This window comes from Nocardia pseudobrasiliensis NBRC 108224 (assembly GCF_001613105.1).
Classification (GTDB): Bacteria; Actinomycetota; Actinomycetes; order Mycobacteriales; family Mycobacteriaceae; genus Nocardia; species Nocardia pseudobrasiliensis.
The window spans coordinates 60,584-79,229 of record NZ_BDBS01000044.1 but is presented as its reverse complement, the minus strand read 5'-3'; the positions used below and the strand labels follow the sequence as shown (position 1 = coordinate 79,229).

17 protein-coding genes are annotated in these 18,646 nt (G+C 66.2%); 15 read left to right on the top strand and 2 right to left on the bottom strand.

Features of this window, described 5'->3' with window-relative positions:
* The first annotated feature begins 143 nt into the window (after positions 1 to 143).
* From NP4_RS30750 to NP4_RS30705, 10 genes are all read left to right on the top strand, one after another.
* Positions 144 to 1,373 (top strand): 4-hydroxyphenylacetate 3-hydroxylase N-terminal domain-containing protein, encoded by a 1,230-nt coding sequence (locus NP4_RS30750; protein WP_068005446.1) that lies wholly within the window; start codon positions 144 to 146, stop codon positions 1,371 to 1,373.
* A gap of 29 nt (positions 1,374 to 1,402) precedes the next feature.
* A complete protein-coding gene (locus tag NP4_RS30745) occupies positions 1,403 to 2,416 on the top strand; it encodes a methyltransferase domain-containing protein (protein WP_169813829.1) in 1,014 nt (337 codons plus the stop codon).
* Positions 2,409 to 3,374 (top strand): agmatinase, encoded by a 966-nt coding sequence (speB, locus tag NP4_RS30740; protein ID WP_068005490.1) that lies wholly within the window; start codon positions 2,409 to 2,411, stop codon positions 3,372 to 3,374. The genes NP4_RS30745 and speB overlap by 8 nt, the downstream gene beginning before the upstream one ends.
* 8 nt (positions 3,375 to 3,382) lie before the next feature.
* Positions 3,383 to 4,501 (top strand): aminotransferase class I/II-fold pyridoxal phosphate-dependent enzyme, encoded by a 1,119-nt coding sequence (locus NP4_RS30735; RefSeq protein WP_068005444.1) that lies wholly within the window; start codon positions 3,383 to 3,385, stop codon positions 4,499 to 4,501.
* A 10-nt stretch (positions 4,502 to 4,511) separates the two neighbouring features.
* Positions 4,512 to 5,636: an ATP-grasp domain-containing protein gene (locus tag NP4_RS30730; RefSeq protein ID WP_068005442.1), complete on the top strand. Its 1,125-nt coding sequence runs from the start codon at positions 4,512 to 4,514 to the stop codon at positions 5,634 to 5,636.
* 70 nt (positions 5,637 to 5,706) lie between these two features.
* Entirely contained in the window at positions 5,707 to 6,384 is a 678-nt protein-coding gene (locus NP4_RS30725; protein WP_082876359.1) for a GNAT family N-acetyltransferase, read from the top strand.
* Positions 6,347 to 7,657: a cytochrome P450 gene (locus tag NP4_RS30720; protein WP_068005440.1), complete on the top strand. Its 1,311-nt coding sequence runs from the start codon at positions 6,347 to 6,349 to the stop codon at positions 7,655 to 7,657. The genes NP4_RS30725 and NP4_RS30720 overlap by 38 nt, the downstream gene beginning before the upstream one ends.
* Positions 7,657 to 8,610 (top strand): NAD(P)-dependent oxidoreductase, encoded by a 954-nt coding sequence (locus NP4_RS30715; protein ID WP_068005438.1) that lies wholly within the window; start codon positions 7,657 to 7,659, stop codon positions 8,608 to 8,610. Before NP4_RS30720 ends, NP4_RS30715 begins: the two co-directional genes overlap by 1 nt.
* Positions 8,611 to 8,636: 26 nt before the next feature.
* Positions 8,637 to 9,821, top strand: a complete 1,185-nt coding sequence (locus tag NP4_RS30710) for an MFS transporter (protein WP_068005435.1) — start codon at positions 8,637 to 8,639, stop codon at positions 9,819 to 9,821.
* A 308-nt stretch (positions 9,822 to 10,129) separates the two neighbouring features.
* Positions 10,130 to 10,720 carry a LuxR C-terminal-related transcriptional regulator gene (locus NP4_RS30705; RefSeq protein WP_169813828.1) on the top strand — a complete coding sequence of 197 codons (591 nt, stop codon included), beginning with the start codon at positions 10,130 to 10,132 and terminating at the stop codon, positions 10,718 to 10,720.
* A gap of 7 nt (positions 10,721 to 10,727) precedes the next feature.
* Here the strand turns inward: NP4_RS30705 and NP4_RS30700 are convergent, their stop codons facing one another.
* Both NP4_RS30700 and NP4_RS30695 read right to left on the bottom strand, forming a co-directional pair.
* A complete protein-coding gene (locus NP4_RS30700) occupies positions 10,728 to 11,594 on the bottom strand; it encodes a P1 family peptidase (RefSeq protein WP_068005432.1) in 867 nt (288 codons plus the stop codon).
* Entirely contained in the window at positions 11,594 to 12,550 is a 957-nt protein-coding gene (locus NP4_RS30695) for a hypothetical protein (RefSeq protein WP_068005429.1), read from the bottom strand. The genes NP4_RS30700 and NP4_RS30695 overlap by 1 nt, the downstream gene beginning before the upstream one ends.
* A 190-nt stretch (positions 12,551 to 12,740) precedes the next feature.
* Between NP4_RS30695 and NP4_RS30690 the strand changes: the two genes are divergently transcribed.
* The 5 genes from NP4_RS30690 to NP4_RS30670 are packed head-to-tail and all read left to right on the top strand — an operon-like array spanning position 12,741 to position 18,639.
* Complete coding sequence (locus NP4_RS30690; protein ID WP_114755936.1) at positions 12,741 to 13,163, top strand: nuclear transport factor 2 family protein; 423 nt, start codon at positions 12,741 to 12,743, stop codon at positions 13,161 to 13,163.
* Positions 13,160 to 14,737 carry an NAD(P)/FAD-dependent oxidoreductase gene (locus tag NP4_RS30685; protein WP_068005424.1) on the top strand — a complete coding sequence of 526 codons (1,578 nt, stop codon included), beginning with the start codon at positions 13,160 to 13,162 and terminating at the stop codon, positions 14,735 to 14,737. The genes NP4_RS30690 and NP4_RS30685 overlap by 4 nt, the downstream gene beginning before the upstream one ends.
* A gap of 1 nt (position 14,738) precedes the next feature.
* Entirely contained in the window at positions 14,739 to 16,001 is a 1,263-nt protein-coding gene (locus NP4_RS41770; RefSeq protein ID WP_169813827.1) for a tetratricopeptide repeat protein, read from the top strand.
* Between the two features lie 35 nt (positions 16,002 to 16,036).
* Positions 16,037 to 17,050 (top strand): TauD/TfdA family dioxygenase, encoded by a 1,014-nt coding sequence (locus tag NP4_RS41765; RefSeq protein ID WP_068005420.1) that lies wholly within the window; start codon positions 16,037 to 16,039, stop codon positions 17,048 to 17,050.
* 35 nt (positions 17,051 to 17,085) lie between these two features.
* On the top strand, positions 17,086 to 18,639 hold the full coding sequence (locus NP4_RS30670; protein WP_068005418.1) for an ABC transporter substrate-binding protein: 1,554 nt from the start codon (positions 17,086 to 17,088) through the stop codon (positions 18,637 to 18,639).
* The last annotated feature ends 7 nt before the right edge of the window (positions 18,640 to 18,646 follow it).

The window sequence follows — 18,646 nt, the reverse complement described above, 5'->3', positions numbered from 1 at the left end:
GCAGAATTGCCAGGGGCGAGTGTTGCAGCCGCGTGCTCGGGTGGTGCCACCTCCGGTGGTCTTGCACGTCATGGTGAGGCTGCCGAACAGCGTTGTGCCCCAACAAGTTTTTGTCTTCGGTCGAACGACGGAGGTGTATCCTATTGGGATCCGGGCAGATCATCGGCCTACCGGCCGAGGCCCTACCGGCCATGGTCGACGAAGCGACTCGACGGCCGTTCACGCAGACGCTGGACGGGCTGCGGTCCGACCCGGATCTGAAGCGGTTCTGGGAACGTATCTGGCAGGCTCCGGAAACCCTCGAGGATTTCTGTGAATATGCCCGGCAATTACGTTCTTTTGCTAATCGTTCCGGCGGGCTGCTGGGTCGTAGCCCCGATTTCCTCGCGGCCATCGTGACGGCCTGGGCGGCCAATGCGGGACATTTCGGCGAGGCCGCCGACCGGCTGCGGGATTTCCACCGCGAGTGCGCTATCCGGAATTCGATCTTGACCCACGCCATCTCCGATATCTCCGAGGGCGGCCGGCTGTCCGAGGACCGTCTGCTGCGGGTGGTGGGACGCGACTCGCAGGGGCTGTATCTCAGCGGCTTCAAGCAGCTGGCGACGTTGGCGCCCTACTCCGATCTGCTGCTGGTCTACCCCTACCGCAAGCTGGCGCCGAGCGACGACGATTACGCGCTGTGCTTCGCCGTCGAACCCGACAGCCCGGGTGTATCGGTATACGAACGCCCGGGATTCGGTCTGGCGCACCAGAATCCGATCGAATCCATCGATGCGCTGGACGAACAGGATGCGATCGTCGAGTTCCGCGACGCCTTCGTACCGTACGAGCGGGTATTCATCGACGGCTCGGTGGAACGGTGCAATCGGCTGCGCGAACGTACGGGAATGACCCATCCGGCCTGGCTGCAGGCGCTGGCGCGGATGGCCGCCAAGGCGCAGATGTATCGCACCCTGGCCGAGCGGGTGCTCGAGAGCGGGCCGAGCTCGGCCAAGGAGCCCCGCGTGATCCTCGCCAAACTCGGCCGCTTCGCCGCCAGCTGTGAGCGTGATTTCGCGCGGGCCGTGGAGTCGGCGACCTTCGACGAGCGCTACGGGTTCTGGGCCGCGGATCGGCGAATCCTGTTGCAGGGCATCGGAAACTTCACCGAACGCATCGAGGGCGCGGCTACGCTGCTGTCCCAGATCGCCGGTCTGGATCTGATCTGCCCGAAGCCCGGCCGCACCGATCGCCGCGGACTGCTGCCCGCCGCGCCGCAGGTGTCGGACTGGACATTGTTCACCAATCTCGCCTCGGGCGCTTACGGATTCCGGCAGAACAAGTACGAACTGGCGTTCGTCGGCGACGCCGACCGCCTGGCCGCCGAATGACCGGCGACGAACAGAAAGGTACTACCGATATGCTGAGCCGCGAGCGCCTGATCGACGCCCTCGAACCGTTCAGCGGATACGTGCAGGCCGCCGTGCTGTACAACCTGATCGAGCACGGAATTCTGGAACAGATCGTCGTGAACGGGATTCCGGCGCGCAAGGCGCTGGCCACGGCCGGGCTGACACCGGAACGCACCGAGGCGCTGGCACTGTTCCTGAATACCGCCGGATACACCGACAACGACAGCGCCACCGACAAACTCGTCGGCATCTGGGAGGCCCGCGGCTGGTATCAGATGATGATCGGCGGATACGGCCGGACCTTCCTCGAGATCGGCCGGGGCTTCACCGATCCCGCCGCGGTGCCGCGCGACGGCCGCATGGTGGGCGTCGGCAGCTGCGAGATCAGCGTGCACGATGCCATTCCGCTGGTGCAGCGGGTGCTGGATCGCCGCGGCAAGACCTATCGCAGCGGCATCGATCTCGGTTGTGGCAGTGGCATCTTCCTGACCACCCTGGCCGAGCGATTTCCCGAGATGCGGCTCACCGGCATCGAGCCCAGCCCCGAGGGCGCGGCCGCGGCCGTGGAGTTCGTGGCGGGTTCGCCGCATGCCGACCGCATCGAGATCGCCAATGCCGATGCAATCGGATTCCTCGAAAAGACCGGTGAGCGTTTCGATTTCGCGATCATCAGCTTCGTCATCCACGAGATCCTGGGCCAGGACGGCGAACTCGGTGTCCGGGAGTTCCTGCGCTCGCTGTTCGAGACGAATCCGGGTGTGGAACTGCTGGTGATCGATATCGACTACTGCTGGGACGATCCCGAGCGTATGCGCGATCCGCACTGCGTCAACTACTACAACCACTACTTCCTGCTGCATCCCTTCACCGATCAGCGCCTGCGGCCGAAGCAGTACTGGGTGGACCTGTTCGACAGCGCGGGGCTCGAGATCGTGGTCGAGGATGTCGACACACCCGGCCTGGACGAGACGGGCATCGTGACCGCGCTGCTGGTGCGGGCCAAGGATGCCGTCGATGACTGATTTCACCGACAGCCAGGCGGTTTCCCGGCTGAGTTCGGGTCCGCGCACCTTCTTCCGGCTGCCGCACGTTCCGGTGGGTTCGATGACGGCCGGTGACGGGGTGGACGCGGTCATCCTCGGCGTGCCGATCGATGGCGCCACGGGCTATCGCAGCGGCGCGCGTTTCGGGCCGGAGGCGGTCCGGGCCGCGAGCACCCTGGCGCGCCTGGGTTCGCGCGAACGCGATCTGGTCATCAACGAACTGCTGAGCGTCGTCGACGGCGGTGACGTCCACATCGTTCCGGGGTATCACCTGGAAACCCTGGAACTGATCGAACGCGGCGTCGACGCGGTACACGCGGTCGGGGCGCTGCCGATCCTGATCGGCGGCGACCACAGCCTGGCCATCGCCGAACTGCGCGCCGCCGCACGCCATCACGGGCAGCTCTCGCTGGTCCAGCTCGACGCGCACCGGGATGTGCTCGACGACTACTTCGGGGTCAAGCACTTCCACGGCACGGTGTACCGGCGCGCGGCCGAGGAGGGCCTGATCGATCCCACCTCGAGTATCCAGATCGGGATGCGCGGCAGTGTGCCCCGCGAGGATCTGGTCCCCGACGAACTCGGCTTCACCGTGCTGTCCTGCGATGAGGCCCTCGAGGCCGGATGCGATGAGCTGGCCCGGATCATCGCCGAGCGGGTCGGGGACAATCCGGTCGCGCTCACCTTCGATATCGACTTCGTGGATCCGGCCTACGCGCCGGGTACCGGAACACCCGAGGTCGGCGGTCCGTCCTCGGCCTTCGCCCTGCGGCTGCTGCGCCGGCTCCAACTGCGCAATGTCCGCACCATCTCGCTGGTCGAGATCTCCCCGCCGTACGACACGGCCGATATCACCGCGCACCTCGGTGTCGCGGTCATCTTCGAACTCCTGGCAATGGTCGCTGCCGCGAAGCAGACCCACGACGCTCCGGAATGAGGCGACGCATGCGCGACAACATCACCGATCTCGAGGTCCGGGCACTCGCCGAGGGTGTCAACCTGTCCGACGGGCATCCCCGCCAATCGCTGTCGGATTCCCAGCAGGATATCGTCGCCTCGTTCGCCGAACTGTTCGCCGAGACGACCAAGGTGCCGGTCGCGACGGTCGAACTGAACGCGCGCACGGCATTTCTCGGCTCGATCGGCCAGTACCGCGCCTTCGATCCGGATGTGGAGTTCCGCAGCTGCTATTCGTCGTCCACCGCGATCGATATGGTCGGCAAGGCGATTCGGGCCACCGGCCGCGCCATCACCATGGTCGAGCCGACCTTCGACAATCTGCACGATCTGCTCACCGGACACGGTCTGAGCATCGGCTCGGTGGCCGAAAGCGATGTGCTGACAGGGCCTTTGGACGAGCTGCCGCCGACAGGCGGCGTGCTGTTCATCGTCTCGCCGAACAATCCGACCGGTACGGTGATCGACCGGGAGCGACTGCACGAGATCGCCGCCGCCTGCGCCGCGCGCGATACTGTCCTGGTCATCGACTCCTGTTTCCGCGCCCAGGACGTGCGCGCGCAGTACGACATGTACGAGGTGCTGACCGCGCATCCGCTGGACTGGGTGGTCATCGAGGACACCGGAAAGCTCTGGCCGCTACAGGAATTGAAGGCCGGCTTCCTGAACTGGAACGCGCACAATCCACTGCCGCTGGCGCGGATGTACTCCGATCACATGCTGTCGGCCTCGCCGTTCATCCTGCGCGTGGTGGAGCTGTTCGCCGAGGACGGCCGCCACGGCGGCTACGATCGGCTGCGCCGTGATATCGAGGCCAATCGGGCGCTGGCGCGTAGGCATATCGATCTGCGACCGGCCTATCCCGACTCCCGGATCTCGGTGGACACCTTCCAACTGCCCGACGGCGTGCGAGCCAACGAGCTGTATCTGCAGTTGAAGGAACAGAGCGTGCACATCCTGCCGGGTGAGCTGTTCTATTGGGAGACGCCGGATCTCGGCACCCGCATGATCCGCGTGTCGTTGGCCCGCGATCCGGAGTCGATTACGGCAGGCTGTCAGCGAGTCAATCAGCATCTCGAACACTGGAGGCGCGTTGTCATCGTCTGATCGTGGAACCGTGGTCCTGCTGCAGGCCAAACAGGCGCTCGGCCGGGAGGGGCTCGCGGAATTCGCCGCGACCGTCGCGGCCGCGGGTGCGGGACTACGGATTCTACGGACCGGCGAGCTGAATATGGTCCGCGACGGCGATGTGCCGCAACCGGATACGGCCGTCGAACAGATCGCCGACCTTGCCGAGTGGCGATCGCTGCTGCCGTCCGATACCCGCGCGATCGTCACCAATGACGAGTATCTGCTGGGTCTGGCGCGCGAGCTGTGCCTCGAGCGGGGCCTGGCCACAACGATTCCCGGGTCCTGGGCGAACTATCGGCACAAGGGCGTCATGCGGCGGCTGCTCGAGGCGGCGGGCGTACCGGTCACCGAATCGCTCATCGTGACCGGGGGCCGCACCGAGAACGCCGGTGGGGCAGCGGAATTCGCGGCCGCCGATCGGGTCGTGGTGAAACCGGCGGCGGAGGCCAATCTGCGCGGCATCCGCATCGAGCGCTTCGCCGAGGTGGCTGCGGCCGAACTCGGCGACGGGCTCATCGAACGCGAATTGACCGGGCCGCAATACCATTCGGAGGTCCTGGTCGTCGACGGCGTGGTGACCCCGCTGTTCTCCGGCCGCTACATCCGCTCGCTGCTGGATCTGACCCGGGGCATTCCGTCCGGCTCGGCACGGGTCGAGCCCGCACTGGAAACCCTGCTGGCCGATCTGGCCGTACGCACCTGCGCGGCCCTCGGGCTCGACGGCACGTTCACCGCGCATGTCGAATACCTCTCGGCCACCGACGATCCCGCCGATATCGTGGTCAGCGAGGTCTGCGCCCGCGCCTCCGGCGGCGAGGTGCCGTTCCAGTCCCGCGTCATCGCCGGGGTCGATCTCGAAGCGCTCAACCTCGCGCTCCAGGCCGGACTGCCGTGCGCCGAACCGAAAATCGATGAGCGCGCGTCGGCGGGATGGCTCTGGCATGTCGGACGGCCGGTGGCCGGGGCCGAGCGGATCGCGGAACTGGGTGTGGAGGCCGTATTCGATTCGATCAAGCTCGGTGGGCGTGCTCGCCTGTCGGGTGACAGCGTCGACAACGTCATGTCCGCGCTGGAAATCCTTGCGGCGGTGAACGAAGGATATAGCGGATGAGTGGTCAGGGCCGGAGGCGGCAGCGCAGTGTAACCACTCAGGCCCCCACTCGTCCGCGGGAAGATGCAGCATGAGCAATAGACGCCAGCCCATCGACCGGTCCCGGCGTTCCGGGAAACCGGCGAGTCCCTTCGCCATGCAGGAATGGAAGCCGCTGACGCTCGCCGAGCCGTGGGAGCTGACCCCGGTGACACCGTCGAGCGCCGCCGAGATCGATCTGGTGGCCTTCTGGATGTCGCAGGCGCATGTGAAGTTTGCGATGAACAAGGACTGGGGTCGCGACGGCTGGCAGGAGGAGATGGAATTCCAGTTCTCCGACAACAAGACTCGGCCGTTCCTGGTCGGGCAGCGGGGCGAGCGCGGCGGCTACGTGGAGCTGTATCGGGTGTCGATGGACGTGGTGGCGGACTACTACGACACACCCGAACGGGATATGGGCATGCACGGCTGTATCGGGGAGATGGAGTACTTCGGCTACGCCCTGCCGTTCTGGATCGTGCTGATCGCGGGCGTCTTCGACGCCTATCCGGACTGCACCGGCGTCATCTCCGATCCCACCGCCAGCAATCACCTGGTCAAGGCGTTGGACCGCAATGTCTGCGCCATCGTCGACGGCACCGAGATCGGTGAGATCGATCTGCCGCACAAGCGCGCCGCGCTGTTCCGCTTCGAACGGGACAACTTCGCCGCGGCCATGGATCGACAAGGGGGTGTCGACGCTGTTCTCCGTAAGCTCGCGAATCAGTGATCCGCTGCGCTGGCTGCTGCTGCACGGGCCGCTGCGCATGCTGCCGGACTCCATGCTGGGCCCCGAGGGCGACGCCGGGCGGCTGTTCCTGCGGCCGCCGGAGAAGGGTGATCCCTATCGGCGAATGCTGACCGACCTCGGCCGCTCGGCCGGGGTGCACGACAGCGCCGCCGGATTGGTCGTCACCGGATTCGAGGAGGCCGAACTCATTCTGCGCAGCGAGGACTGGTCGGCCCATCAGCCGGTCGCGATCCCCGCCGCCGCGGGGTTCTACCGCTGGCTCATGCGGCATTCGAAACCGGTCGCGCTGGACGCCCCGGCGCTGGTGTTCATGGATCCGCCCGAACACACCAGACTGCGAAAAATGGTGTTCCCCCTGTTCACCCACCGCGCGGTGGTGCGCTCGGCCGATCTGATCGCCGAGCACACCAAGGCGGTGCTGGCAGAGCTGGACGGACGCACCGAGATCGACCTGGTCGAGGATTTCGCCCGCAAGATCCCCATCCGGGTGATCTCCGATTTCCTCGGCATCCCGGAGCTGGGCTCCGAGATGGTCGACGGTCTGGGCGCGCGCGGGGCCAAACTGCTCGATGTCGGGATCACCTATCCGGAGTACCGGCGCGGTATGACGACCGCGCGCCGGTTCACCGATTTCATTCTGGAGTGCCGCGCGAATCCGGACATGCTCTCCGACGGCTTCCTCAAAGAATGTGTCACACAGCATCTTGCGGGTGAGCTCACCTTCCCCGAACTGGTCACGCTGGTGGGCTTCGTCTTCGCCGCGGGTTTCGAGACCACGGTCAGCTTCATCGCCAACTCGATCGTCACCGTACTCGAGCGCGGACTGGTCGGTGAGGTGCTCACCGACGGGCGGCTGTCGGATGCCTGGTTCGAGGAGCTGCTGCGGTTCGATTCGCCGATTCAGCTGACCCATCGCACCGCGCGGGTGGACACCAAGGTCGGCACGCGCGTCGTACCCGCCGGGACCGGGGCGCTGATCTGGGTCGGCGCGACCAACTACGACGCGCGCGCCTATCCGAATCCCGGTGAGCTGTCGCTGGCCAATGTCGACGGGCGGACCAGTATGAGCTTCTCGATCGGGGTGCATCGCTGCCTGGGCGCGTCGCTGGCGAAGGTGCAATCCCAGGTCGCGGTCGGCGCGTTCCTGGACGCGTATCCGAACGCGGTGCTGCGGCCGGGCCGGCAGTGGCGGGATTCCGTTGTGCTGCACGGATATGTGCGTGCCCCGCTGCTGCTGGGCGGCGCTGCCTGATGCGCGCGGTCGAGGTGGACGGCTCGACCCTGTACTGTCTGGGCGCGTCCACCGATCCCGCCGCCGTCGCCGACCGACTCGGCGTCAGCCGGGTGCGGGTCGAACCGGCGGCGCCGGGCGCGCCGCTCGCGCACAAAATGGTGGCCCTGGCCGCACACGATCTGTCCGCGGCGCAGCTGGCCGAAATATGTTCCAGCACAGCCGATTCCTGGGTACACCTGGTGTCCTCGGGTTTCGGCTATCCGCATGTGGCCGCGCTCGCACGGACGAATCTGGTGACCCGCAGCGCCCGGGCCTACGCCGCGGCGCTGTCGGATTATGTTGTGACACATCACGTTCTGTACTGCGCGCGACAGGCGGCGGGCGCGGTGCCCAAACCGTTCAATCGTCGGACGGCGCTGGTGGTGGGATTCGGAGCGTTCGGGCGGACCGTGGCGGGCGCGCTCGCCCGGCTCGGCGTCCGGGTCACGGTGATTCGCCCGCGCTCACGCACCGCGCATCCGTTCGGCCGTGAACAGGCGGCGATCGCGCTCGGTGAGCTGCCGGACCGCGCGGCGGATCTACTGGTGGTGGCGCTGCCCGAGATGGCGGAGCTGGCCGGATTCATCGACGAGAAGCTGCTGCGCTGCCTGCGTCCCGACGGTCATATCGTCAATCCGGCGCGCCCGTCGCCGGTGGATTTCGACGCGCTACTGCGCTGGCTCGCATCCGGTTCCGGCCACCTGACCGCGGATGTCGAAGAGGGAGAACGGGAGCGGCGATTGGCCCCCTGGGCCGAGCGCGACCGAGTTACCCTGACACCACATATCGCCTGGCAACCGTGGGACCACGATCCGCTGTACCACGGCGACTGGCTCGACATCTACGCCACCGCGACGCCCGGCGCCGCCGCGGCGGAGGGGAGGGTACGTATCGATCCGCGCGAGATCGCCGAGGACTACCTGATTCCCTGACAATCTCACCTCCCGTTGGAGTCTCGATGCCGCTGTGGCTGCTCTCGATCGCCTTCTCGGTGTTCGTCTTCTACACCGACGACTACATGATCGCGGGCGTACTTCCCGAGATCGCGAACGATCTGCACGTCTCCGAACCCACTGCCGGACAGCTGGTTTCGGTGTATTCGCTGATGTTGGTCATCGGCGCCCCGCTGATCGCGTTCGCCTCGGCGCACCGCAGCAGAATGCTCGTATTCTCTTGTGCGTCGGGCGTTTTCATCGGTGCGAATCTGTTGTCGGCCATGGTGGACTCGTTCTGGCCGCTGCTGATCCTGCGCCTGCTGGCCGGTGCGGCCGCCGCGACCTGCGTGCCCTCGATGTTCGCGCTGGTATCGGCCCTGGCCCCGCCCGAACGCCGCAGCGCCTACATCGGGCTGGTCTCGGCGGGCATCGTCGGCGCGCTGGCGCTGGGAGTTCCGTTGGGGACCCTCGGGGCGAGCGTATTCGGCTGGCGCGGGAACTTCCTGTTCCTGGCCGGTCTGAGCGCGCTGGCGCTGCTGATGCTGTTCGGCTGCCGCCGGAGTCTGTCGGTGGACGCGGAACCGGTCTCGGCGCGCGAGAGCCTGGCGTCACTGTCGAGCAGACCCGTGCTGACGATCCTGCTGGGCAATACCGTGCTGGTCGGCGGGTCGCTGATGATGTTCACCTACTTCGGCGTGTTCGCGGCCGCCTTCGCCGATTCGACGCTGCGCGAACGCGGTCTGCTGTTCGCCATCGCCGGGGTGGCGGGTCTGGTCGGTTCGGTCGTGGGCGGGGTGTACGTCGACAAGAAGGGTCCGGCCCCGGCGCTGCGGGTGGGCTTCGGGCTGTTCCTGCTGACCATGATCGTGTTCTCGATCCTGTATCCCTTCGCGCCCGTACCGCAGCTGGTGCTGGTGCCGTTGACGATCACGTGGTCGCTGTCGATCTACTGGAACGTGCCCGCCGTGCAGACCATGCTGTTGAACCTCGCGCCGGGCGCGGAAACCCAAGTGGTGGCGCTCAATTCGTCGTCGACCTACCTCGGCGTGACGCTCGGCAGCATCGCCGGCGGTGCGGTGCTGTCGCTGTTCGGGCCGTTCTCGATGCCGATCAGCGCCGCGATTCTCGGTGCGCTGGCCTATCTCGTCATCGCGCTCGCGGCGCCGCGCGCCGCGCTGGTTCGGGAGGAGCAGAGATCGCCGTCGTGACAAGTATTGTCGGGGTCGGATTATGGTGAACCTCAAAGGTTTTCCCAGCTAACCACGACACATAGTTAGCCACCCTACTCGATGAAAACCTCGTAGAGGAGGCCCCGAAAACGTGGGTGCCGGAGAAATCCGGTCGGTGGTAACTTTGGACACGTAACGCGGCTGACGATCTCCGGGGGAGTGTCATGACTACCGAGGTGAGGCAGTGCGGTGCGGTCGCGAGAACGGCGTCGAATGCGATTCCGAATCAGCGTCATCCAGTTTCCTCGCGGCCCCGAACACTCGTGGTGGCGTCCGACGCCCCGCTCATGCGAACAGAGTTTGAAGAGACCGTGGCATCGGTCGAGCAATTCGCCCTCGCGGCCGTCTGCGGCCGACGGGAGGTGCTGAACTACTGCAAGCGACTGCGCCCGGACATGGTGGTCCTGGACGGCTCCGTGGAACCCGCGGTGGGCTGGACCGATACGGTGCGCCGACTGCGCGCGCTGAACCGGGGCTCGCGCATCATCTTCCTGCTCGGCGAGGCCGCCTCCACCGCGGATGTGGCCGAACTCGACGCGGTGATCTCCGCCGAATTCGGCGTCCTGGCGATCCTCGAGGCCCTGCACGTGCTGATGTCGGGTGCGCTGGTATCGGTCGGCCCGCGTTCCGGCGCCGCCCGCGAGGACGAGCCGGAGGTGGATTACGTTGCCCGTGAGCGGCTTTCGACCCTGACGAGCCGGGAGCGGGAAATCCTGATGCTGGTCACCCACGGCCTGTCCAATCGCGAGGTCGGCATCCGGCTGCGCATCAGCCCGGACACGGTCAAGGAGTACGTCAGCCGGATACTCGGCAAACTCGAGGTGACCAGCCGCATCGAGGCCGCGGTCCTCGCGGTGCGCGCGGAGTTCGAATACTGAATTGACGCTAGTGCGCGGCGGCGACCGAGCGGATCGCCTCGGTCACCGCGGCCAGCGCCATCAGGCGCACCACATCGACGTGGGCGTCCACCGAACCCGTGGCGGCGGCGATGAATCCGTCGCCGTCGAATCGCCCGTGCGGCGGCGTCAGCGCGCGCGACAGGCCGTCGTGGGCGCCCTGGGCGACGATGTGGCAACCGACCTTGTCCAGTTTCGCGTTGGTGACGACCACGCCGATGGTGGTGTTCATCCGCGCCTCGAGATCGACCTGGTGCAGCATCATCACCGAATCCAGCGAGACCTCCGCGGCCGAGCCGTCGTCGATATCGCCGAAGGCGTTGACCACGCACAACGCGCCCACGACCAGTTCGTCCCAGCGGCGTTCGGCATAGGCCAGACCGCCGGGCTTGCGCTGCGGGCCGCGCCAGTGCGCGGTGTACGCGCCGGTGCCCGCGCCGATGCGGCCCGCTACTACCTGCTGTTCACCCGATGTTTCACGGGCCGCCGCATAACCGTTCTCGGCGGTGGGCCGCGAGGCCGGATTGCCCACGGCCAGATCGAACAGCGCCAGCGTCGGCACGATCGGCACCCGGCCGCCCGGGGTGAGCACGCCGCGTCCGCTCTCCTCGAGGTAGCGCATGACCCCGTCCGCGGCGGCGAGGCCGAAGGCGGAACCGCCGGTCAGCACGGCCGCGTCGATGAACGATACGGTCTTGTCCGGGGACAGGACGTCGAGCTCTCGGCTCGCCGGCGCACCACCGCGCACCTCACACGATGCGGTCGTGCCCTCCGGGAACAGCACGACGGTGCAACCCGTCTCGCCGTCGGGATCGGACCAATGTCCGATTCCGATTCCGGGAATGCCGATCGTCATTATCTGCCTCGCATCTGTTCGGCGTGCGCGAGTGCGACGAAGAAATCGTCCGGCGCGGCCGGAAAACCCATTCTCGTCACCTCACTCGGCACAGGTTGGTCGGGGAACAGCTGGCGCTCGTTGTAGGCGAACAGTTCGACGCCACCCGGTCCGGTGGAATATATCGTCACACTCTTCGTCCACGCCACATTCTCCGGATTCGCGGGCGGGAAAAGCGAAGCATTACGGTGCAGATCGTCACCGGCGGTGACGAACGGAGGCTGTACGGCCGAGGTGGAGAAAGCGGTCCACGCCTTGTCGTGATACTCCGGACCGTCGGCGCCGGGGTCGGTGTATGCCGACAGCCACGGGCCCCATGAGTACAGTTCGCCGGTCGGCGCGGGCACGGTCGTCGCGCGCTGGGCGAGCCGTTCGGCCAATCCGTCTCCGGCGGTGGACAATACGTGCGGAGCCCCGGCGGCCAGCGGCGTGGTCGTCACCGCGCCCGCCTCGTCCCGGGCGAGGACGAACATCTCGCGGCCGTCGGCGATCAGCATCCGCGACGGCGGTACGGCCGCATCGTCGCGGCCCAGGATCTCTGCGGCGAAATCCGCTGCGGCACGGGATGATTCGTGTACAGCGCAGGCGATCGGCAATTCATGGGTGATGGAATCCACTGTGCCGTAATCGCTCTCGAAAAGTTTGCAATAGACACCGGTGCGGCTGTTGAAGGCCAGCCAGGCGCCGCCCTCGGCATCGATGCCGCCGAACACGTCGGCCAGCGCCGCGCGGTCCGGCGCGGGTATCGTCCGCGCGCGTTCCGCAAGACCCGAATTATCGTGCCAATGCGGGCCGTAGGAATACCGCGGATGCAGCCCGAGTTTGCGGGCGGCGTCGAAACCGTGTGGCCGATACGGCGAATGCTCGCGCGACTCGGCGGCGATGAAACGCCCGGCTTTCTCGTCCAGGAGAAACATGCAGGTACACATGGAATTATCCGTCTCGTCGTGCGGGCCGCCCTCGTCGGCCCGACGCTACACCATCGCGTCGGCGTGCCGATTCCCCCCATTCAGGGGGATGTTCGCGCCCCGGCTCCTGTTTAGACTCCAGACTGTATTTTGCGTGATGGCCGGCGGGGACAGAACTGGATACATGATGACCAGAGCGGTGGAAGACCATAGCGAACCGGTTGCGGACGATCCGGCGGATCCGAGTCCGACCGAGATCGAATTTCGGCAATGGCGTGAGTTGAGCGCCGGAACGGGCGCTGAATTCTACGCGGATACCACGACCGAGGACGCGGTTTTCGCGGTGCCCTCCCCGCACGCCAGCCTGACCAGGCAGGTCATGCTCGACGCGGTGGCGCTGGCCCCGCGCATCGAGACATATCAGATTCTCGAGTTCCACGAGCGGGACCTGGGGCCCGGGGCCTTTCTCGTCTTCTACGAGATGTATCAGAAGCGGGTCGGACTCGACGGCATCTACGCCGCCATCTCCACGATCTATGTGCGGCGCGACGGCCGCTGGCTGATGCAGTATCACCAGCAGACGCCACTGAGTTCGCGGTCGGCCGGAAGCGGTCGGAAATGAATCACGAATTCGACGTTCTCATCCTGGGATCCGGCCTTTCCGGCAGTTCGCTGGCGCTGTGCCTGCAGGCCTCCGGATTGCGCACCTGCATGGTCGATGCCAAGGTGCATCCGCGATTCGCGATCGGGGAATCCACCATTCCCAACACCTCCAAGCTCTACAAAATGATGAGCATCAAGTACGGTGCGCCGGAACTGGCTGCGCTCTCGTCGTTCGACAATTTGATCGACCGCGTGGGCACCTGCGGAATGAAGAACAACTTCGGCTTTGTCTACCACGATAAACACGCCGATCCCGCGAAGGTGCATCAATTCCCGCTGTCGCAGATCGTGGAGACCGAATCGCATCTGTATCGCGCCGATGTAGACCGCTGGCTGGCGTATCGGGCGCGCGATCGCGGCAGCGCGCTGTTCGAGGGCATGCCCACCCGCGCCATCGAGGTCAACGCGGACGGCGTCTTCTTCGAAGGCGTTGACGGAACTCGGATTTCGGCCCAGTACGTCGTGGACGCCAGCGGCCGCAACTCGCAGCTGGCCGCGAACTACGGCCTGCGCACCACAGACGGCCTGCGCACCAAATCGAAATCGGTCTTCACCCATATGACCGGCGTGGCGCCCTTCGACGACGTGACCGATATCCACGGCCCCAAGCAGTGGCACACCGGCACGCTGCATCACGTCTTCGACGGCGGCTGGATGTGGGTCATCCCGTTCGACAACAACGACCGGTCCACGAATCCGCTGTGCAGCGTGGGCATCTGCTGGCGCATCGACGACGGCGACGAGAAGCCGCTGCCGAATCCGGAACGGGCCTTCGCGGACTTTCTCGCCGATCATCCCGACGTCGCCCGGCAGTTCGAACACGCACGCAGCGAGATGGATTGGGTGAGCGCCGGTCGGTTGCAGTACACCGCGACGCAGACCGTCGGGGATCGCTGGTGCCTGACCTCCAATGCCGCGGGTTTCATCGATCCGCTGTTCTCGCGCGGTATGCAGAACACGGCCGTGGTGGTCGACCGGCTCGCGGAGCGGCTGCTCAACCGATTCGAAGGCGGCTTCGTCCCGGAGACGTTCGAGGATATCGACGTCCTGCAGAAGGGCCTCATCGCGGAGAACGACTTCCTGGTCTCGGGCGCGTTCCGCTCGTTCACCGATTTCGAACTCTGGAACGCCTGGTTCCGGGTGTGGCAGGTGAACCAGGTGACCGGCACCATGCGCACCGAACACCATTTGCGCACGGTCGCCGCGGCGTCGCCCGGAGAGCGAATCTCCACGCCCGCCACCGGGATCGACGGCTTCATCGACGCTTTCTATCGGCGTGCCGATCAGATCATCGAGTCGTATTGGAATCGGGAGACCGAGGTGGATACGGCTGTGCGCGAATTCCGCAAGCTGTTCGCCGATGTCGACTTCATGCCGCCCTCGTTCGGCCTGACCGATATGTCGCAGCCCTTCTTCGATATCGACTCCGAGAAGGTGGCCGAGGCCGTCGCGTGGGCGCGCACCGCACGGCCCGGCATTCGGGAGCTGTATCTCGGTGGGCTGCCGTCGGATCCGGATCCGCGGGCCGGGTGATATGACGTTTCGTGGTATGGGTGCGTCGCGGGCCGTGGTGGGCTTCGTCGACGGGCTGTTGAGATTCGATCGGTCGATGGCGACGTCGTTGGACGAGTTGGATCCCGATACGGCCGCGGCCCCTGTCGTCGCGGTGCTGCGGGGCTATCAGTATCTGCTGGGCGGCGTGCTTCCGCCCGCGGCGACCACCGCGACGCTGCGCGAACTCGACGCGGCCGCGCTCTCGGATTGGGAGACAGCGCATCTGGAGGTCGTGCGGCTGCTGCTGAACGGCGGCTACGGCGCGGCCGGGACCCGGCTGCTGGCAATCTCGCGGGAGTTCCCCGACGACGAACTCGCGCTGGCGGCCGGACATCAGGTCGATTTCCTGTCCGGGGCATCGCGAACGATGCTCTCCCGCCTGCTCGAAAGCCCCCTGCTCGTCGAGGGCGAGACGGAGGCGTATCCATATCTGCTGGCCATGCTCGCCTTCGCCCACGGCGAGAACGATCAGCACGCCGAATCCTCGGCCGCCGCCGAACGCGCGCTGGCGCTGGCCCCGGTGGACAATCCGTGGGCCGTACACGCTTGTGCGCACGCTTTTTTCGAGGCGCGCGACTACGGGTCGGCCGCGCGACTGCTGAGCGCGACGAGCGGGCACTGGAGCGGCGAGCGATGTCTGCTGCGCACGCATCTGACCTGGCATCGCGCCCTGACCGCGATGGCGGTCGCCGATCGGGACGGATTGCAGGCCATGGTGTCCGACATCCTGCGCGTCGTCGCGGGGGAGTCCTCGGCGATGCAGTTCTGCGACGCGGTATCGCTGCTGTGGCGGTTGCGGCTGGCGGGCATCGCCGGCCCGGACGACTTCGCGGCGCTGGTGCCGCGGGCGACCGAGCTTCGGGCGCTGTCGAATTCGGCCTTCGTCGATCTGCACGCCCTGCTCGCGATCGTCGGGGCCGAGCGTCACGACCAGGCCCGCCGCATCGCCGCGGAGCTCGGCGAGCAGCGCGCGGGCACCGCCGAGGATCTGCTGCGCACCCGGCGCACCGCGGTGCGGGTGGCGGAGAGTTTCGTGGACTACTGCGCCGCGAATCCGGAACTGGCGGTGCGCGGGCTCATTTCGGTGCTGCCGGAGGTCGCGGCCATGGGCGGCAGCATGATTCAGCGCGATCTGGTGCTGGAACTGCTTGTCAACTGCGATCACGGCCGCGGTGCGGATCTGCTGGCGCCCTCCGGCGCGCGGGTCGATATGCGTCCGCTGGTCACCGCCCGAGGCGCCTGAGTGTGTCACGAGAAGAGAGGACTGGACCAACCGATATGAGTTCATCGGATGTCATTCGCACCGAACCGATCACCGGACCGGCGGCATGGGTGAGCGGTGACTACGTGGACCCGGGTCAGTGGACGATCGCGATCACCGCGGCCGATACCGCGGAACTGTTCACCGCGCTGCGGTTCGCGCGCGAGGGCGGTAAGGAACTGGCCGATATCACCCGCGCGGATTTCCCGCTCGGCGCGCTGGCGGACAAACTCGACGGGGTGGTCCGGGAACTGGTCTCGGGCCGGGGTTTCGTGGTGCTCAGCGGATTTCCGATCAGCGACGATATTCCGCGCGCCGATATCGAGCTGATGTATTGGGGTCTGTGCGCGCATCTGGGCATCGCGGTCACGCAGAACGCACTCGGCGAGATCATCGTCCCGGTCAAGAACTACGGCAACGGCGGCCTGCTCAACGCCTCCACCCGCGGATACCAGACCAACGAGTCGCTGCCCTTCCACACCGACAGCTCCGATATCGTCGGACTGCTGTGCCTGCGGAATTCGGGTCAGGGCGGGATCAGCAGCCTGACCAGTTCGGTGACCATCTACAACGAACTATTGCGCCACCACCGCGAACTGCTCGGCCTGTACTACGCCGGGTTCTACTACGACCGGCGCGACGAGCAGATCGGCGACGAGCCGCCCTACTACCGCAATTCGGTCTACGCCTGGCATGACGGGCGACTGACCTGCCGATACTATTTGCGGCAGTTCGTGGAGTCCGCGCACGAGCGTTTCGATATCGCCCTGTCCCCGGTCGAGCGGTTGGCGCTGGACACCTTCGAGGCGATCGCGAATCGGGCGGATTTGAAGGTGAACATGGCGATTCGCCCCGGTGACATCCAGTTGCTGAACAACAATGTCATCGTGCACGCCCGGACCGCCTTCGTCGACACCGACGAGATCGCCCGGGAGTTGTTGCGGCTGTGGCTGAATCCGTTCGACGCGCCGCGCCCGCCGGAGGGCCACGCGGCCTTTCGCGAGGGCATGCCGGTCAAGCAGCCGCTGTGAGGCGGCGGAAGTTCGAGGGAGAGGACCGGAGTACCATGCGACTCGGTCGAATTGCGCTGGCGCTGCTGGCGATTGCCACGTTCGCGACGTCGGCGTGCGGCACCGGCCAGGAGAGTCCGGGTGGGGTGGACGCGAGCGGGTCGACGCAGGCGGCGACGCCGCCGGACGAGCAGCTCGATACGGACGCCGCGGTGCATGTGCGCTTCGCGCTCGAGCCGACCAGCCTCAATCCGTTCACCACCGCGGGTGTCGCGGTCGATCAGATCCTGCTGGACAACGTGTATCAGGGCCTGGTCTCGGTCGATACCGACGCCAAGGACAAGATCGTGCCGGGGCTGGCGAGCTCCTGGGATCAGTCCGGTGACGGTCTCACCTACACCTTCCACCTGGTCTCCGGCGCGAAGTTCCACGACGGGTCGGCGCTGACGTCGGCGGATGTGGCCTGGTCGCTGCGCCAACAGACCGCGCCCGGCTCCAAGGCGCTGCGCGGGGCGGATTATGCGGCGATCTCGGAGGTTTCGACGCCCGATCCCGATACGGTCGTGCTGCGCCTGAGCCGTCGCGACACCATGCTGATGTGGAAGCTCACCCAGCGCGGCGGTATCGTGTACAAGGCGAATACCGACTTCCCGACCCTCGACGGGACCGACAACGGCTCGGGTCCGTTCCGGGTCACCCAGTGGAATCGCGGCTCCACCATCACCCTGACCCGGGTGCCCGACTACCGGGGTCCCAAGCCCAAGGTGTCCGCGGTGACGTTCCACTTCATCGTCGAATCGAATTCGGCCAACAACGCCCAGCTGACCGGGCAGACCGATATCGAGACCGCGACCGATCCGACCCTGCTCGGCGGATTCACCGGCACCGACAAATTCACCATCCTGCGCGGCACCACGACCGACAAGTACACGATGGCGTTCAATCCGGCCAAACCCGAGCTGGCGAATGCCGATGTGCGCCATGCCATCCGGCAGGCGATCGACAAGGACGCCATCATCAAGGCGCTCGGCGCGGGCACTCGGATCGGCAGCCCGGTACCGCCGCAGGATCCCTGGTACGAGGATCTCACCTCGATCGACGCCTACAACCCCGACAATGCCCGCAAGTTGCTCGCCAAGGCCGGATTCGGCGGCGGCCTGCAGTTGACGCTGGATATCTCCAATCACTATCCGCCCGCGATCAGCGATATCCTCGTCTCGGATTTCAAGGCCGTCGGCATCACGCTGACCGTGCGCTCGGAGGAGTTCCAGACCTGGTTGTCGAAGGTGTACAAGAATCACGATTACGAGGTGAGTCTGGTCAATCATGCCGAGGCTCGCGATCTTGGCATCTATGTTCAATCCGGTTACTACTTCGGATACGACAACAAGCAGGTGCAGCAGTGGTACCAGCAGGCGATGTCCGCGGAGAGCGAATCCGCGCGCGACGATCTGCTGCGTAAGGCGGTGCGGCAGATCGCCGAGGATTCGCCGTGCGACTGGTTGTTCCTCGCCCAGGGGAATACGGTGGTGCGCAAGGGAGTCTTCGGGGTGCCGCAGAACGAGACAAACAACCGCTTCCCGCTGAGCCGGCTCGCTGTCGCCAAGTGACGGAGGC

Excerpts from the sequence above, each read along its gene's own strand:
- NP4_RS30745 (WP_169813829.1), top strand. The coding sequence starts at position 1,403 with ATGCTGAGCCGCGAGCGCCTGATCGACGCCCTCGAACCGTTCAGCGGA.
- speB (WP_068005490.1), top strand. The coding sequence starts at position 2,409 with ATGACTGATTTCACCGACAGCCAGGCGGTTTCCCGGCTGAGTTCGGGT.
- NP4_RS30735 (WP_068005444.1), top strand. The coding sequence starts at position 3,383 with ATGCGCGACAACATCACCGATCTCGAGGTCCGGGCACTCGCCGAGGGT.
- NP4_RS30725 (WP_082876359.1), top strand. The coding sequence starts at position 5,707 with ATGAGCAATAGACGCCAGCCCATCGACCGGTCCCGGCGTTCCGGGAAA.
- NP4_RS30715 (WP_068005438.1), top strand. The coding sequence starts at position 7,657 with ATGCGCGCGGTCGAGGTGGACGGCTCGACCCTGTACTGTCTGGGCGCG.
- NP4_RS30710 (WP_068005435.1), top strand. The coding sequence starts at position 8,637 with ATGCCGCTGTGGCTGCTCTCGATCGCCTTCTCGGTGTTCGTCTTCTAC.
- NP4_RS30705 (WP_169813828.1), top strand. The coding sequence starts at position 10,130 with ATGCGAACAGAGTTTGAAGAGACCGTGGCATCGGTCGAGCAATTCGCC.
- NP4_RS30700 (WP_068005432.1), bottom strand. The coding sequence starts at position 11,594 with ATGACGATCGGCATTCCCGGAATCGGAATCGGACATTGGTCCGATCCC.
- NP4_RS30695 (WP_068005429.1), bottom strand. The coding sequence starts at position 12,550 with ATGTTTCTCCTGGACGAGAAAGCCGGGCGTTTCATCGCCGCCGAGTCG.
- NP4_RS30685 (WP_068005424.1), top strand. The coding sequence starts at position 13,160 with ATGAATCACGAATTCGACGTTCTCATCCTGGGATCCGGCCTTTCCGGC.
- NP4_RS41770 (WP_169813827.1), top strand. The coding sequence starts at position 14,739 with ATGACGTTTCGTGGTATGGGTGCGTCGCGGGCCGTGGTGGGCTTCGTC.
- NP4_RS41765 (WP_068005420.1), top strand. The coding sequence starts at position 16,037 with ATGAGTTCATCGGATGTCATTCGCACCGAACCGATCACCGGACCGGCG.
- NP4_RS30670 (WP_068005418.1), top strand. The coding sequence starts at position 17,086 with ATGCGACTCGGTCGAATTGCGCTGGCGCTGCTGGCGATTGCCACGTTC.